The following is a 16297-nucleotide window of genomic DNA, read 5'->3' on the forward strand; positions in this document are numbered from 1 at the left end:
ATCGCCATCGCCTTGCCCGACCTTGCCGCCAGCGAGGCGCTGGCGCGCACCATCGCCGAGCGGCTGCGCCCCGGTGACGTGGTGGCGCTGGAGGGCACGCTGGGGGCGGGCAAGACCACGCTCGCCCGCGCCATTGTTGCGGCGCTGGGCTATGAAGGCGAGGTGCCGAGCCCCAGCTTCGCCATCGTCGAGGTCTATGATCCGCCACTGGTGCGGCTGCCGCTGGTCCACGCCGATTTCTATCGGCTCGACGATCCGGCCGAGGCCGAGGAGATCGGGCTCGACGACTACCGGCAGGGCGCAGCCATGCTGGCGGAGTGGCCGGAACACGCCGGTGGCTTCGGTCATGAGCCGAACTGCCTGACGATCCGGCTGGAAATGCTGGAAAAGGGGCGCGTGGCCATTGTCGAGCCGGGTAAGGGTTGGCTAGAGCGGGGGCCATGGACCTGAGTATTCCCGCTGGTGTCGAACCTTTCCTGGCCGCTGCCGACTGGAGTGGGGCGAGCATCGAACCGCTGCCCGGCGACGCGTCGTTCCGGCGCTATTTCCGCATCCGCCGTTCGAACGGCAGCGCCATGCTGATGCACGCGCCGCCGCCGACCGAGGACCCCGAACCGTTCATCCGCGCGGCGAAGTGGCTCGATGCCAATGGCCTCAACGCGCCGCAGATCCTGGCCGAAGACGCAGCGCAAGGGCTCGTGCTGCTGCAGGACTTCGGCGAAGTGCGGATGCGCGAATATCTCGATGCCTGGCCGCAGGACGAGGACGAGGTCTACGCTCACGCGGTCGACGCGCTGCTCCAGCTGCACAAGCTGCCGCCGGGGCCGTTCACCGGCTACAACCTGTCGGAATACCTGCGCGAAGTGCGGTTGTTCATCGACTGGTTCTGCCCGGCCCGCGCGCTCTATGTCGATGCGCGCGCCTATGCGCAGGCGTGGGAACAGGTGCTGATGCCGCTGCTGCCGCGCCAGCGCCCCGGCGTGACGGTGCTGCGCGACTACCACGCCGAGAACATCATGCTCGACGGCGGGCTGCACCGCCAAGGCCTGCTCGATTTCCAGGATGCGCTGAACGGCCACCCCGCCTACGATCTCGTCTCGCTGCTGCAGGACGCGCGCCGCGACGTTTCGCCCGAGCTGGAGGCGCGGATGTTCGACTACTACGTCGAACGCGCGCAGCCCGATTACGATTTCCTGGCCGACTACGCGCGGCTGGGCGCGCAGCGGAACATCAAGATCGTGGGCATCTTCGTCCGCCTGTGGAAGCGCGATGGCAAGCCGCGCTACCTTGACTACATCCCGCGCGTGTGGGCGCTGCTGGAGCGCGATCTGGCGCATCCGGCGCTGGCCCCGGTGGCGGCCTGGTTCGATCAGTACATCCCTGCCGATCTGCGCGATCCCGCAGGCGTGCTGGGCGGGAGGTTCGAGGCATGACGAAGCCGCTCGCCAGCGACGTGGCGATGGTGCTGGCTGCAGGCCTTGGCAAGCGGATGCGGCCGCTCACCGCCAGCCGGCCCAAGCCGCTGGTGCGCGTGGCGGGCAAGCCGCTGATCGACCACGCGCTCGACAAGCTGGATGAAGCCGGTGTCGGTCGGGCGGTGGTGAACGTGCATTACCTGCCCGACCAGATGCGCGCGCATCTGGCGCACCGCCGGTCGCCCGCTATCGCGGTGTCGGACGAGACCGGGCAACTGCTCGAAACCGGCGGTGGCACGGTGCGGGCGCTGCCGCTGATCGGGGCGGACACCTTCTTCAGCCTCAACAGCGACAACGTCTGGCTCGACGGACCGCGCAATGTCTTTGCCGCGCTGAGCGATGCGTGGGATGAGGAGCGCATGGATGCGCTGCTGCTGGTGGTCAGCCATGCGCAGGCGTTCAACTACACCGGCGTCGGCGATTTTCACCTTGGGCCCTTGGGCGAGGTGAGTCGCCGCAAGCAGGGCCGCGTCGCGCCCTACATCTTCGGCGGGATCCAGCTGATGTCGAAGCGCCTGCTGCGCGAAGCTCCGGATGGCCCGTTCTCCTTCAACCTGCTGTGGAACCGCGCGATTGAGGAAGGGCGCCTGTTCGGCCTGCCGCACACCGGGCTATGGTACGAAGTGGGCGCGCCCGAGATGATCGCGCCGACCGAGGCCGCGCTCACAAGTGGCTGACGGAAAACCAAGCGTCTATTCCATCGCGGCGCATCGCGGTTTTGCCGACGCACTGGTAGCGGGGCTGATCCCGCGGTATCGCGAGGAAGGGCTGGGCCTTGCGCGGCTGACGCTGCTGCTGCCCAGCCGACGCGCGATCCGCACCGTGACAGAAGCTTTCGTGCGCGCCAGCGGAACGGGTCTTTTGTTGCCGCGCATGGCGGTGGTGGGCGATCTCGATCTGGACGAGACGCTGGGGCCGCTGCTCGATCCCATCGGTGCAGGCGCCGACGTTGCGCCCGCGGTCGATCCGGTGGTGCGGCTGTTGCGCGTGGCGCAGATGCTGCGCGAGGAACTGGGCGACAAGGCGCCGGGCGAAGCGGGCCTGATGCGCCAGGCGCGGGTGCTGGTGCAGAGCATGGACCGGCTCGCGGTGGAAGATGTTTCCCCGGGGAAACTTCTGGACCCGGACGTTATCGGCCTCGTCGGCGACCTGTCGCAGCACTGGCAGGACAACACCCGCCTGTTCGCGCGTGTGCTCTATCGCTGGCAGGCGGAGCTTGAGGCGCGTGGGGCCGTCGATGCACCCGAGCGGCGCAACCGCCTGCTCGAACACGCGGCCAGGCGCTGGCAGGCCACGCCGCCTGCGCATCCGGTGGTGGCAGCGGGCGTCACGTCGGCTTCGCCCGCCATCGCGCGGCTGCTGCGCGTGGTGGCGGATCTGCCGCATGGCGCGGTGATCCTGCCCGATCTCGACCTGTCGCTGGCAAGGGACGTGTGGGATGCGCTGGGCGTGGCGGGCGCGCCCGAGGCGCCGGGCGGGCCGCCGTTCGGGCGCGGCGACGTGACCACGCATCCGCAGTACCACCTCAAGCTGCTGCTCAACCGCATGGGCGTGGCGCGCGACGAAGTGCGGCCCTGGCACCGCGCCGGGATCGCGGCTGCCCCGCCAGAGCGCAGCCGTGCCATCTCCAACCTGTTCCTGCCGCCCGAAGCAAGCGCGGCGTGGGTCTCGCTGCCGCCCGAACAGCGCCGCCTGTCGGGCGTGCGGATGATGGAAAGCGCCAACCCCGAGGAAGAAGCGCAGGCCATCGCCGTGCTGGTGCGCGAAGCGCTGGCCGTGCCGGAGCGGCGCGTGGCGGTGGTGACGCCGGATCGGGGCCTTGCCAACCGCATCGTCGGGCACCTGCAACGCTGGAACATCGCGGCCGACGATACCGCAGGGCGCCCCTTGCCGCAGACCCCGGCGGGGCGGCTGTTCCTGCAACTGGCCGAATGCTGGGCCGAACGCGCCGCGCCGGTGCCGCTGCTGGCGCTGCTGGGCCATCCGCTGGTGAGGCAGGATGCGCGTGCGGCGTGGCTCGAGCGCGTGCGCGAACTCGATCTGGTGTTGCGCGGGCCCCGGCCCGGTCCCGGCGTGGAGGCCGTACGCGAAGCGGTGCGCGCCAAGGCCAGGGCCTATCCCCGGCTTCCGGCGTGGTGGGACGAGGTCGAGGCGCTGCTGGTGCCGATGCTGCTGGTCCACGAACCGCTGCCGCTGGGCGCGATGCTGGCGATGCTGTCGGAAGCGGCCGAGGCGCTGTGCGGCGATGCGGCGTGGGCGCAGGCCGACGGGCGCTGCCTTGCCGCTTTTGTCGAACAGTGGAGTGAAGCGGCAGGCGAGGCCGACCTGACGGTCGATCCGCTCGAACTGCCCGCGCTGCTGCGCGATGCCATGGACGAAGTGGCGGTGCGCCCGGCCTATGGCGGGCACCCGCGGCTTGCCCTCTACGGCCTGCTAGAAGCGCGCATGAGCCGCGCCGACCTGGTGATCTGCGCCGGGCTGACCGAGGGCACCTGGCCCGCATCGCCCGCGCCCGATCCGCTGCTGGCGCCGCCGGTGCTGCGCGCCCTGGGCATTTCCGGCGCCGATTTTCGCATCGGTCTGTCCGCGCACGACCTTGCCGCCGCATTGGGTGCGCCCGAAGTGGTGTTGAGCCACGCCCTGCGCGATGCCGCAGGCCCTGTGATCCCCTCGCGCTTCCTGCTGCGGATCCGGGCTATGCTGGGGCGGCAACTGGTTCGCGAGGAGGACGCGGTGCGTTTCGGGCAGGCGCTCGACCGGCCCGCGAAGGTCGAGCCTGCCACGCGGCCCGAGCCGATGCCATCGCCTGAACAGCGCCGGGTGGAGATCGCGGTGACCGCGCTCGATCGGCTGCGCGGCGATCCCTACCAGTTCTATGCGCAGGCGATCCTGCGGCTGCGTGCGCTCGATCCGCTCGATGCCGATCCGACGCCCGCGTGGCGCGGTACGGCGGTGCACGCGATCCTTGAAGCATGGCACGACGCCGGGGCAAAGCCGGGCGAATTGGTGCGGTTGGCCGAACAGGCGCTCGCGGAGATGAGCGCGCACCCCTTCATGCGGGCGCTCTGGCAGCCGCGCCTGCTGGCGGCGCTGGCGTGGATCGAGGCCGAGCAGGACACGCTGCTGGGCGAGGGGCGCGAGGTCATCGCCGTCGAGGCCAAGGGCGCGATCCATGTCGATGGCGTGCGCATCCACGGTCGTGCCGACCGGATCGACCGGCTGCCCGACGGCACGCTGGCGGTGATCGACTACAAGACCGGAATGCCGCCATCGGGCCGGATGGTGGAGCAGGGCTTTGCGCTGCAACTCGGCGTGCTTGGCCTGATTGCGCGCGATGGAGGGTTCGATGGCGTGGCGGGCATGCCGAACGCCTTTGAATACTGGTCGCTTGCCCGCAACAAGCAGCGCGGCTTCGGTTATCGCGAGGAGCCGATCAAGGAAGGTCGCAAGCAGTCGGGCTTGCTGCGCGAGGATGTCCTGCCCGAAACCGAACGCTACCTGAAGGAGGCGATCGCGCGCTGGATACTGGGGGACGAGCCGTTCACCGCGCGGCTCAATCCCGATCTTCCGGCCTATTCCGACTACGACCAGCTGATGCGGCTGGACGAATGGCAGGGGCGCGACCTGAAGGGTGGTGACGCGGCATGAGCAAGGTCTATCCGCTGCAGGGCAACCAGCGGCTCGCCGTGGCGCCCGAACGCACGGTGTGGCTGTCGGCGTCGGCGGGCACCGGCAAGACGCAGGTGCTCTCGGCGCGCGTGCTGCGGCTGCTGCTCCAGCCCGATGTCGAGCCGGAAAACCTGCTGTGCCTGACCTTTACTAAGGCGGGTGCGGCGGAAATGGCCACGCGCGTCAACGATGTGTTGGCAAGTTGGGTGCGCTTGCCGGAAACGGAACTGGCCTTGCAGCTCAAGGCGATTGGTGCGTCGATGGCGCCGGATACGCTGGCGCGCGCGCGCAGCCGCTTTGCCGCCGTGCTCGATTGCCCCGGCGGTGGCCTGCGCATCGAGACGATCCACGCCTTTTCGCAATGGCTGCTCTCTGCCTTCCCGGTCGAGGCGGGGCTGCTGCCCGGCACCCGCGCGATGGAGGATCGCGACCGCGACCTGCTGGTGCGGCAGGTGCTGGCGGACCTGCTGGTTACCGCGCAGGAACAGGGCGACGAAAGCCTGCTCGACGCGTTGTCCGACCTCAGCTTGCGCATGGCGCAGGATCAGGTCGAGGCGTTCCTGCTGCGCTGCGCAGGCGCGCGTGACCTGTGGTTCGGCCCGACCGGCTGGCAACCGCCGTTGCGCCCGCTGATCAACCGCGTGCTGGGGCTGGATGCCGACGAGGACGGATCGCGCCTGCCTGCGATGTGCGCCGACGATGCGTTTGATGTCGCATCGGTGCGGCGCTGCATGGAGGCCAACGCGGCGTGGGCGACCAAGAGCGGTGTTGAAGCGGCGAACGGCATGGGCGACTGGCTTGCCGCATCGCCGCAAGTGCGGCTCGATACGCTCGATGCGCTGGCCGAGCGGTTCCTGACCGGCAAGGGCGAGCCGCGCTCGGCGCGTAATGTCGACAAGCACGAGCCGGACTATGCAGGCTATCAGGCGCGCGTCATCGCCTGCATCGAGGCGGTACGCGAACACCGCGCGCTGGTGGAGCTTGCTGCCACGCTCGAACCCGCGCTGCTGCTGGGTCGCCGCTTCGCGCTGGCATGGGACGAGGCCAAGGCGCGCGAAGGCTTCATCGATTTCGACGACCAGATTCGCACCGCGGCCGCGCTGCTGACCGAAAAGGCCAGCGCCGAATGGATCCGCTACAAGCTCGACCGGCGCTTCGACCACATCCTTGTCGACGAGGCGCAGGATACCAACGCGGCGCAGTGGAAGATCGTGCTGGACGGGCTGGTGCAGGATTTCTTCACCGGTGAAGGCCAGCATGCAGAGCGCATGCGTACGCTGTTCGTCGTGGGCGACTACAAGCAGGCGATCTTCCGCTTTCAGGGCACCAGCCCCGAAAACTTCGCAGCGGCCAAGGATCGCGTGGCTGGGCAGTTGCGGGGCCTCGCCGAAGTGCTGGGCGATGAAACCCGCCAGTTGCTGGGGCTGGGGCTGGGGCAATCCTATCGCACCGCCAATTCCATCCTCGCCTTCGTCGACCGCGCCATCCACCAGATCGGCCCGACACGCTTCGGCCTGCCCGAAGCGCCCGAGCCGCATATCGGCGAGGACCGACCGGGGCAGGTGGTGCTGTGGCAACCCGTCGGTCTTGAACCCGGCGAGGAGGCCGAGGACGAGGAGGGGGAAGGCAGCGAGGAGGCAGGCTGGCTGTCGCGCCCCGACCGGCAGCTGGCTGATCGCCTCGCTCGCCAGATCCGCGCGTGGCTGGAGGCGGGCTTCCCCTTGGCAAAGGGCGAACACCGGCTGGCAACGCCCGGCGATGTCATGGTGCTGGTGCGCAAGCGCAAGGAGCTGGCCGGGCTGATCGTGGCGCGGCTCCACGCACAGGGCGTGCCGGTGGCGGGCGTGGACCGGCTGCGGCTGGGCGCGCCGCTGGCGGTCAAGGATCTGGTGGCGGCGCTGCGCTTTGCCGCGCAGCCGCTCGATGACCTGAACCTTGCATCGTTGCTGGTCTCGCCACTGGTCGGCTGGAGCCAGGAAGACCTCCTTCGCCATGGCTATCGCGCTGACAAGGTGCGGCTGTGGGACCACCTGCGCGCCAGCGAGGGACCGGACACTTTCTCGACGATGGAGCGCCTGCGCAGCCTGCTGCAACGCGCCGACTACGAACCGCCGCACGATCTGCTGCACTGGCTGCTGGTGGGGCCATGGGCGGGGCGCAAGGCGCTGCTGTCGCGGCTGGGTCACGAAGCCAACGACCCGATCGATGAACTGCTGAACGCCGCCATGGCCTATGCCACGTCGAACGTGCCGAGCCTCGTCGGCTTCCTGCAATGGTTCGACGCGGGCGAGGGCGAGCTGAAGCGCGAGGCGGGCAAGCCGGAAAACCTCGTGCGGGTGATGACGGTCCACGGATCGAAGGGCTTGCAGGCGGCCATCGTGATCCTTGCCGATGCCGCCGACGATCCTGATGCCTCGCCGCCGCGCGGGTCTTCGGTGGAAGAAGTGGTGCTCGACCGGCGGCGCGACGTGCCGCTGCCCGCGCTGCGCAAGGAGGAACGCGTCGGCCCGGTGCGCGAGGCGGAGGCCAAGACCGCAAAGGAAGAGCGCGAGGAGCACTGGCGGCTGCTCTACGTCGCCATGACCCGTGCCGAAGAAGCGCTGTTCATCGGCGGGGCGATGGCGAAGAAGCGCAAGGAACTGCCCGCCGACAGCTGGTACGCGCAGCTTGAACCGCTGTTCGGCGCCGACGACTGGATCGCCGACCCGCTGTGGGGCGGACGCCGGCAACTGGGCAGCCTGCCCGCATGGCCTCCCGCCCGGACCGCCGGAGCGTTGGTTCCGCCGGTTTCGCTGCCAGAGGTCCTGACCATGCCCGTCGGCCCCGAGCCCAAGCCGCCGCGCCCGCTCGCGCCGTCGTCGCTGGGCGAGGACGAGGCCCCCGATCCGCCGGTCAAGCCGGGGCCGGGAATGCTACGCGCCGCGCGACGGGGTACGCTGGTCCACAAGCTGATCGAGCGCCTGCCCGAACTTTCGCCTGCGGCGTGGCGCACGGCGGCGCTGGCCTGGCTGGGCAAGGCGGCGACCGATTTCGAGGTCGACGAGCAGGCCGCGATGGCCGCGGCGGCGATCGCGGTGCTGTCGCACCCGGACTGGCAGGACGTGTTCGGCGCCGGATCGCTCGCCGAAGTGCCGGTCGCCGCGCTGGTGGGGGATCGCATTGTCACCGGCACCATCGACCGGCTGCTGATCACCGCGGACCGCGTGCGGATCATCGACTTCAAGACCGGCCGCCGCCCGCCGTCGCGGATCGAGGACGTGCCTGCAGCCTATGTGCGGCAGATGGCGGCCTATGTCGCGGCGCTGCGCGCGATCCATCCGGGCAAGGCGGTGGAAGCGGCGCTGCTCTATACCCACGCGCCGGTGCTGTTCGCGCTGCCCGACGATCTGATCGCGGCGCAAAAGCTGGAGCTTGTGGCCACGCAGGAAAGCTTTGCCGGATGATCGGTTGCGCTGCGGCGTTGTCCACCTAGATTGCACACCAACGAAACAGGAGTCCTTTCGATGTCCACCAAAGCCGTCACCGACGCCACCTTTGCCGCCGAAGTGCTGGGGTCCGACAAGCCCGTCCTCGTCGATTTCTGGGCGGACTGGTGCGGCCCGTGCAAGATGATCGCCCCCGCGCTTGAAGAGATCGCCGAGGAACTGGGCGACCAGTTGACCATCGCCAAGATGGACATCATGGAAAACACCTCCATCCCCGGCGAAATCGGCGTGCAGTCGATCCCGCTGCTGGTGCTGTTCAAGGATGGCAAGGCCGTCGCGCAGAAGCTCGGCGCCGCGCCCAAGAGCCAGCTCAAGGGCTGGATCGAAAGCGTTCTGTGATGTGACGGCGGGGTGCAACCCACCCCGCTGCGACTAAATTCGCCTGCGGCTCATCAAGTCTTGCTGCCCCTCCCGCTTGCGGGAGGGGATGTCAGCGCCGCATTCCCCCCTCCCGCAAGCGGGAGGGGCTGGGGGTGGGCCTTTTTACGAAAGCTTCGCCAGTCGCTCGGCCAGTTGGTCGAACAAGGCCGGGCTGGCCGCGCCGATCAGGCCCGGTTCCAGATGGCGGTGCAGCAGGTAGGGCGAACCATCGGGCCGCGCCGCCTTGCCGCCCGCTTCGTTCACGAACAGCACGCCCGGCGCGTGGTCCCACGCCAGCGTGCGCTCGAAGATCGACACGTCGTTCACGCCAAGGGCAATGCGCGGATACTGCTCTGCCGCGCAGCGCGGGATGTCGACCAGCGTGTAATGCGGCGCGATCTGCGCCTTCATCGCCTCGCGCTTGTCCTGATCCACGAACACCAGCGAAATCGCGGCAACCGGCGGTTCCTGCCCGGTGGTGCGTGCGGCGATGCGGTCTCCGTTGACGAACGCGCCGTGACCCTTGTGCGCGGTGCACAGGCGATCGTTCAGCGGATCGTAGATCCAGCCCGCCAGCGTGTCGCCCTTGTCGGCCAGCGCGAGAAGGATGCCGAAAGGCGGCTTGCCTGCGGCGAAGTTGTTGGTGCCATCCAGCGGATCGATCACCCAGCACAGGCGGTCGGCCAGCCGGTCCATTACTGCCGGATCGGCATGGCTCGCCTCTTCGCCCACCATGGCGGCTTCAGGCAGGATGCGGGCGAGGCCTTCGGCCAGCATCGCCTCGCTTTCGGTGTCGGCGATCGTGACCATGTCGTCGGCGGCCTTGGCCGTCACCTGATCGGCGGTGAGCTGCTGGTAGCGGGCCATCAGCGTCGCTTGCGCGGTGCGGCGCAGCAGGTCGGCCACGGCCTTGTCGAGTGCTTGCGTCATGGCGTCCTCAGGTCAGCGGGATCATGACCTGGCTGGCATAGCCGGGCCGCGTTTTCAGCCGTGCGTACCATTCCGCCAGATGCGGCAGGTCGGGACGCTCGACGGGAATGGAGAAGTAGGTGTGGGCATAGACGCCCATCGGAATGTCGGCGATGCCGAAGCGATCGCCCGACAGCCATTCCCGGCGACGGAGTTCTGCATCGAGCAGCGCCATCATCGCGCCCGCCTTTTCGGCCGAGGCGGCGACGAGCGGGTCGCTGCCGTCCTTGCCCTGCCGCACGCAGCCGAGGAAGGCGTCGCGCTGGGCGTCGGCCAGCTGGAACTGCCAGTCCATCCACTTGTCGCCACAGGCGCGCACGGCCACGTCGTCGCTGCGGAAGGCGGGGGCATGGGCGTCGGCCAGATAGCGCAGGATCGCGTTCGACTCCCACAGCGCCAGATCGCCGTCCTCGATCGTGGGGACCAGCCGGTTGGGGTTCATCGCCAGATATTCGGGCGTGTAGCCGAACGTGCCACCGATATCGTGGCGCACGAACGGCAGCTCCATTTCGATGAGCGCCCAAGTGACCTTCTTGACGTTGTGCGAATTGAGGCGGCCCCACAGCGTGATCACGGGAGCGGCCCTCAGCTGCGGTAGTCGGCGTTGATCGAGATGTAGCCGTGCGTGAGATCGCAGGTCCACACGGTGGCGCGGCCCTGACCCAGCCCGATATCGACTTCGATCGAGATTTCGCGGCCCTTGAGGTGCGCGGCGACCGGGGCTTCGTCGTAATCGGCGAGCGGCTGGCCATCGCGTGCGGCCCACGTGCCGCCAAAGCCGATCGACAAGCGGTCGCGGTCGGCGGGTTCGCCCGCCTTGCCGACGGCCATGACCACGCGGCCCCAGTTGGCGTCCTCGCCCGCGATGGCAGTCTTGACCAGCGGCGAATTGGCGATGGCTAGGCCGATGGTGCGCGCGCTGTCGTCGCTGACCGCGCCGGTGACCGAGACGGCGATGAACTTCTGCGCGCCTTCGCCATCCTTGACGACGAGGTGGGCGAGTTGGCGGCACACGTCGTGCAGCGCGGCGGCAAAGGCATCGGCGCCGGGGCTGTTGGCATCGACCAGCGGCGCATTGCCGGCCTTGCCCGTGGCGAAGGCCAGCACGGTGTCGCTGGTCGAAGTGTCGCTATCGACGGTGATGCACGAGAACGTGCGCCGGTTTGCGGCGGACAGGCATTCCTGGAGGAAGGAAGGAGAGACCGCCGCGTCGGTGAACACATAGCCCAGCATCGTCGCCATGTCGGGCGCGATCATGCCGCTGCCCTTGATGATCGCGCTGAACGTCACCTTCACATCGCCGATCATCGCAGTGGCGGTGGCGCCCTTGGCAAAGGTATCGGTGGTGCCGATGGTCATGGCGGCGTCCTCCCAGCTGCAAGGCTCAGCCAGCAGTGCCGCCTCGATCCCGGCGCGTGCCTTGTCCTTGGGCAGCGGCACGCCGATCACGCCGGTGGAGGAGACGAACACTTCTTCCTTGGCGCAGCCGAGCTTGGCGGCGACCTGCTCCATGATCGCCTCGACCGCCTCGCGCCCGCGATAGCCGGTGAAGGCGTTGGAATTGCCGGCGTTGACGACGAGCGCGCGCGCCTGGCCCAGCTTGGCGTTCTGCCGCCCAAGTTCGACTTCGGAGGAACAGCACACGTTCTTCGTGAACACGCCCGCGATGGCGGTGCCCTCGTCCAGCTCGACATAGGTGAGGTCGCAACGGCCCCAGTCCTTGTACCCGGCGCGCGCGATGCGCGGTATCACGCCCGCAATGGCGGGCAGCGCGGGGAAGGGCGAGGCGAGCGGGGAAATGGCGTCGGACATGGGGGGCGATTAGCCTTGCAGTGGGATCGCTTCAAGTTCGCTGATCGACCGGTGAGGTCTGCCGTTTGCCCGCCTGCGGTAAAACGAGCCGATCTTCCCACCAGCCCGTCGGTAGCCCGCGGGCGAGCCATGATCGACCAGAAAGGTTTGCAAACGCGATTGCGATCCAGACGGCGATGAACAGCGGCACTCCGGTCGCCCCCGAATATCCGAGATCGTGTGCGCCCCTCGCGAGCATGAGGAGCGGGAAATGCAGCGCATAGACTGGAAAAGAAAGCTGGCCGAGCCAGGCAGCGCTGCGTTGCAAGGCGGCAGGCGGCTGGTCCCGCGCGCCCATCGCGACGACCGGCAGGAACAGGATCACCGCGACAGGATCAGCCAGTCGGGCGGGAATGCCGATGAAGGCCGGTCCGATCAGAATCATGACGAGCGTTGTGGGAGCCAGCCACCATGCAAGGCGCGTGAAATGGCTCGGCCACCAGCGGTGCCGCGTTCGCGCCAGAATCACGCCTGCGGTATAGCCAAAGGCGACCCGGCACAGCCCGAGAGTCCATGTGTCGCCAAACGGTCCCTGCGTCAGTTCGCCGTGGACAGTTGCAAGGCCCAGTAAGCCGCACCATGCAACTATTGCGATCCCGAAGAGCGATGGCGTGCCCAGCCGACGCAGCATGGTCAGGTGCGCGAAATTGGCGACAAGTTCCGCGAGCAGCGACCATTGCGGATCGTTGAGTGGGAACACTGGCTCGCGGCTCCCCAGATTGGGAAGGAACAACAGGCCGCCCGCCAAGAGTGCAGCAGTTGCGGGCTTCCCTAGCAGCACGGCTACTGCCAACCCCATCAGTGTGCCAGTCGCCATCATCGGCCAAAGGCGGGCAACGCGGCGTAGCATGGTAGCCGTGACACCATGCGCGCTGCTGCGTTCGAAGACCGGTGTCAGCACGAAACCGCTCAGTATGTAGAAGAAGTCGACGGCCAGATAGCCGCGTTCAAAAATCGAAGGACTGCCGGAAACGTGCAGCAGCACGACGGCCAGAGCGGCCAACCCCCTCATGGCATCCAGCATCACCAACCGCTCTTGGCGTGCCGACGTTGAATTGGGGAAGGAAGTCTCCATGCAAGTGTAGGTACGGCGATCGCTCTAAGGCATCATTAACGACGGTGTTGTCTGCGCGGGGGATGCCATTATCCGTGGACCTTTGCGCCAAATCGCCTTAGGTGCATCGGCGATGCGCCTGCTGCTCGTCCTTCTGGCCATGCTTTCCGGCCTTTCGTTGCCCCAGGCGGCGGCGGTGGCGGCTGCGCGGGCTGAAGTGGCGGGCACCGGCCTTGCGCAAGGGCCGCAGGCCGTGGCCGAGGCCAAGCGTGAGGCCTGCCCCGTGCGTGCCCGCGAAGCCGTGCCGCCGCGCCGGTTCGCGGCCCAGCAGCGTAGGCCGATCTGGCTGCCCGTGCCGGCGCTGGCCACTGGCTGCGCCTTCGAATTTTCGGACCGTTCGCGCCAGTAAGCGCCGCCTTCGGGCACCTTTCACCGCATTGACCGTTTGCGCATGCGCCCGATGAACGGCGTCTTGCGCCGCCCCCATAGAGAAGCAGGAATCCCACCATGTTCGGCGCCCTCGCCAAGTCCATTTTCGGCTCGTCCAACGACCGTTACGTCAAGTCGCTCGACAAGATCGTCCAGCAGATCGCCGCTTACGAGCCGCAGATGCAGGCGCTTACGGACGAGCAACTGTCCGCGCAGACGCCGAAGTTCCGCGAAATGCTGGAAGGCGGCGCGACGCTGGAGCAGATCCTGCCCGAAGCCTTTGCCACGGTGCGCGAAGCCTCGGTGCGCACCATGGGAATGCGCCACTTCGACGTGCAGATGATCGGCGGCATCGTCCTGCACCGCGGCGAGATCGCCGAAATGCGCACGGGCGAGGGCAAGACGCTGGTGGCGACGCTGGCGGTCTATCTCAACGCGCTGGAGCGCAAGGGCGTCCACGTCGTCACCGTCAACGACTACCTCGCGCGCCGCGACGCCGAGACGATGGGCGTGCTGTACAATTTCCTCGGCCTGACGGTTGGCGTGATCGTGCCCAGCCTTAACGAGGAGCAGCGGCGCGAAGCGTATAATTCGGACATCACGTACGCGACCAACAACGAGTTGGGCTTCGATTACCTGCGCGACAACATGAAGCACGAGCGGGGCCAGATGGCGCATCGCCCGTTCAATTTCGCGATTGTCGACGAAGTGGATTCGATCCTGATCGACGAAGCGCGCACCCCGCTGATCATCTCCGGCCCCACCGACGACAAGAGCGATCTCTACATCGCTGTCGACGCGGTGGTGAAGACGATTGATCCGGCGCTTTACGAGGCAGACGAGAAGACCAAGAGCATCTCGCTGACCGAGGACGGCGTCGAATGGATCGAGCGCGCGCTGGAAAGCGCCGGCCTGCTGGTCGGATCGAACCTCTATGACGTCGAGAACACGATGGTGGTTCACCATCTCGACCAGGCCCTGAAGGCCAACGTCATGTTCAAGCGGGACATCGACTATATCGTCAAGGACGACAAGATCGTCATCATCGACGAGTTCACTGGCCGCATGATGGATGGGCGGCGCTGGTCGAACGGCCTGCACCAGGCGGTCGAGGCCAAGGAAGGCGTGCGGATCGAGCCCGAGAACCAGACGATGGCCTCGATCACGTTCCAGAACTACTTCCGCATGTATCCCAAGCTGGCGGGCATGACCGGCACGGCGGCGACCGAGGCGCCAGAATTTTTCGATATCTACAAGATGAACGTCGTCACCATTCCGACCAATGTGCCGGTGCGCCGCATCGACGAGGAAGACGAGTTCTACAAGAACACTGCCGACAAGTTCCAGGCGATCGCCAAGCTGATCCGCGAGAAGTTCGAGATCGGCCAGCCGGTGCTGGTCGGCACCGTGTCGATCGAGAAGTCGGAGCTTTTGTCGGAATATCTGCGCAAGGAAGGCGTGAAGCACAACGTGCTGAACGCCCGCTTCCACGAGATGGAAGCGCACATCGTTGCGCAGGCGGGCCGCCTCGGCGCGGTGACCATCGCCACCAACATGGCCGGGCGCGGCACCGACATCCAGCTGGGCGGCAACATCGAGTTCCGCATCAACGATGAGCTGTCGGAAGTGACCGACCCCGCCGAGCGCGAGGCGGGGATCGAGCGCATTCGCGCCGAAGTCGCCGCCGAAAAGGCCAAGGTGCTGGAAGCCGGCGGCCTGTGCGTGATCGGCACCGAACGCCACGAAAGCCGGCGCATCGACAACCAGCTGCGCGGTCGTTCGGGCCGTCAGGGTGATCCGGGCCTGTCCAAGTTCTATCTGTGCCTCGAAGACGACCTGCTGCGGATCTTCGGGCCGGACACGCTGTTTGCGCGCATGATGAACAGCAACCTGGCCGATGGTGAGGCGATCGGGTCGAAGTGGTTGTCGAAGGCGATCGAGACCGCGCAGAAGAAGGTCGAGGCGCGCAACTACGACATCCGCAAGCAGGTCGTCGAATACGACGACGTGATGAACGACCAGCGCAAGGTTATCTATGAACAGCGCGCCGACATCATGGATGCCGATGCCGTTGGCGACGTGGTCGTCGACATGCGCAACGACACTGTCAATGCGCTGGTGGGCGATGCCTGCCCGCCGGGATCATATCCGGAGCAGTGGAATATCGAAGGCCTGCGCGAGCGCATCCTCGACGTCCTTGGCCTCGATGCCCCGTTCGAGGCGTGGATGGAGGAAGACGGCGTCGAGCCGGACGTGATCGAGGAGCGCATCTCGGCGCTGGCCGACCAGAAGATGGCCGAGAAGCTCGAGACGATGGACCCCGAGGCATGGAAGAGCCTGGAAAAGTCGATCCTGCTCGAACGGCTCGACCACCACTGGAAGGAGCACCTCGCCACGCTCGATGCGCTGCGCCAGGTGGTGTTCCTGCGCGCCTATGCCCAGAAGACGCCGATCAATGAATACAAGCAGGAAGCCTTCGGCCTGTTCGAGAAGATGCTCGACGCGATCCGCGAGGACGTGACGCGCATTCTGATGACAGCGCAGTTCCAGATGCGTAGCCCCGAAGACTTCCAACTGCCCGAACTGCCCGATTTCCTGACGAGCCACATCGATCCGTTCACCGGCGAAAACGACGCGCAGGCCATTCCTGGCGCGGCGGCGATGCTGGGTGCGATGAGCGCGCAAGGGCCCGCGCAGGCAGCGGCGCCGGGCCAGGGCGGCGACAACCCGTACGCAGGACTCGACATCAGCCGCAACGCGCCGTGCCCGTGTGGCTCGGGCCAGAAGTACAAGCATTGCCACGGCGCGCTCGTCTGAGGGTTTGTACGTAGCCACGCGTGGGACGGGGAAGTGTCGGATATGGTGCTGATTTTGAACCTATCCGGCTCACCCGCCCGTCCCGGCGGTTCCAGTTGGCGTTTGACAGTCCCGGCTTTGGCGCGGTAAAAACCGGAAAATAATAAATAAAACGGGCCGCACCGGAGAAATCGTTCACGGGGGCGGGA

The 16297-nt window shown here is 67.3% G+C and carries 12 protein-coding genes; 8 read left to right on the forward strand and 4 right to left on the reverse strand.

Annotated features, from left to right (window positions below; genetic code table 11):
* Genes tsaE through trxA form a run of 6 tightly spaced genes read left to right on the forward strand, consistent with a single transcriptional unit; the run spans window position 1 to window position 8968 of the window.
* The gene (tsaE, locus tag K3A84_RS11155) at window positions 1–450 is read left to right on the forward strand and encodes a tRNA (adenosine(37)-N6)-threonylcarbamoyltransferase complex ATPase subunit type 1 TsaE (protein ID WP_225009448.1); all 450 of its coding nucleotides are present in this window, start codon (window positions 1–3) and stop codon (window positions 448–450) included.
* Window positions 441–1433 (forward strand): aminoglycoside phosphotransferase family protein, encoded by a 993-nt coding sequence (locus K3A84_RS11160; protein ID WP_225009404.1) that lies wholly within the window; start codon window positions 441–443, stop codon window positions 1431–1433. The genes tsaE and K3A84_RS11160 overlap by 10 nt, the downstream gene beginning before the upstream one ends.
* Window positions 1430–2152 carry a nucleotidyltransferase family protein gene (locus K3A84_RS11165; protein ID WP_225009405.1) on the forward strand — a complete coding sequence of 241 codons (723 nt, stop codon included), beginning with the start codon at window positions 1430–1432 and terminating at the stop codon, window positions 2150–2152. Before K3A84_RS11160 ends, K3A84_RS11165 begins: the two co-directional genes overlap by 4 nt.
* On the forward strand, window positions 2145–5123 hold the full coding sequence (gene addB, locus K3A84_RS11170; RefSeq protein ID WP_225009406.1) for a double-strand break repair protein AddB: 2979 nt from the start codon (window positions 2145–2147) through the stop codon (window positions 5121–5123). Before K3A84_RS11165 ends, addB begins: the two co-directional genes overlap by 8 nt.
* Window positions 5120–8587 carry a double-strand break repair helicase AddA gene (gene addA / locus K3A84_RS11175; RefSeq protein ID WP_225009407.1) on the forward strand — a complete coding sequence of 1156 codons (3468 nt, stop codon included), beginning with the start codon at window positions 5120–5122 and terminating at the stop codon, window positions 8585–8587. Before addB ends, addA begins: the two co-directional genes overlap by 4 nt.
* A 60-nt stretch (window positions 8588–8647) precedes the next feature.
* Complete coding sequence (gene trxA / locus K3A84_RS11180; RefSeq protein ID WP_225009408.1) at window positions 8648–8968, forward strand: thioredoxin; 321 nt, start codon at window positions 8648–8650, stop codon at window positions 8966–8968.
* A gap of 144 nt (window positions 8969–9112) precedes the next feature.
* Here trxA and K3A84_RS11185 read toward each other — a convergent pair whose 3' ends face one another.
* Genes K3A84_RS11185 through K3A84_RS11200 form a run of 4 tightly spaced genes read right to left on the reverse strand, consistent with a single transcriptional unit; the run spans window position 9113 to window position 12833 of the window.
* Window positions 9113–9919 (reverse strand): inositol monophosphatase family protein, encoded by an 807-nt coding sequence (locus K3A84_RS11185; RefSeq protein WP_225009409.1) that lies wholly within the window; start codon window positions 9917–9919, stop codon window positions 9113–9115.
* Window positions 9920–9926: 7 nt separating this feature from the next.
* Window positions 9927–10532 carry a glutathione S-transferase family protein gene (locus K3A84_RS11190; protein ID WP_225009410.1) on the reverse strand — a complete coding sequence of 202 codons (606 nt, stop codon included), beginning with the start codon at window positions 10530–10532 and terminating at the stop codon, window positions 9927–9929.
* Between the two features lie 11 nt (window positions 10533–10543).
* Window positions 10544–11770 (reverse strand): bifunctional glutamate N-acetyltransferase/amino-acid acetyltransferase ArgJ, encoded by a 1227-nt coding sequence (gene argJ / locus K3A84_RS11195; protein ID WP_225009411.1) that lies wholly within the window; start codon window positions 11768–11770, stop codon window positions 10544–10546.
* Between the two features lie 31 nt (window positions 11771–11801).
* Entirely contained in the window at window positions 11802–12833 is a 1032-nt protein-coding gene (locus K3A84_RS11200; protein WP_225009412.1) for an acyltransferase family protein, read from the reverse strand.
* A gap of 163 nt (window positions 12834–12996) precedes the next feature.
* On the opposite strand from K3A84_RS11200, the gene K3A84_RS11205 reads away from it, so the two are divergent.
* Together K3A84_RS11205 and secA are read left to right on the forward strand one after the other, a co-directional pair.
* Window positions 12997–13272: a hypothetical protein gene (locus K3A84_RS11205; RefSeq protein ID WP_225009413.1), complete on the forward strand. Its 276-nt coding sequence runs from the start codon at window positions 12997–12999 to the stop codon at window positions 13270–13272.
* 98 nt (window positions 13273–13370) lie between these two features.
* Window positions 13371–16109: a preprotein translocase subunit SecA gene (secA, locus tag K3A84_RS11210; protein ID WP_225009414.1), complete on the forward strand. Its 2739-nt coding sequence runs from the start codon at window positions 13371–13373 to the stop codon at window positions 16107–16109.
* Window positions 16110–16297 lie beyond the last annotated feature (188 nt).

This window comes from Novosphingobium percolationis (assembly GCF_020179425.1).
GTDB lineage: Bacteria > Pseudomonadota > Alphaproteobacteria > Sphingomonadales > Sphingomonadaceae > Novosphingobium > Novosphingobium percolationis.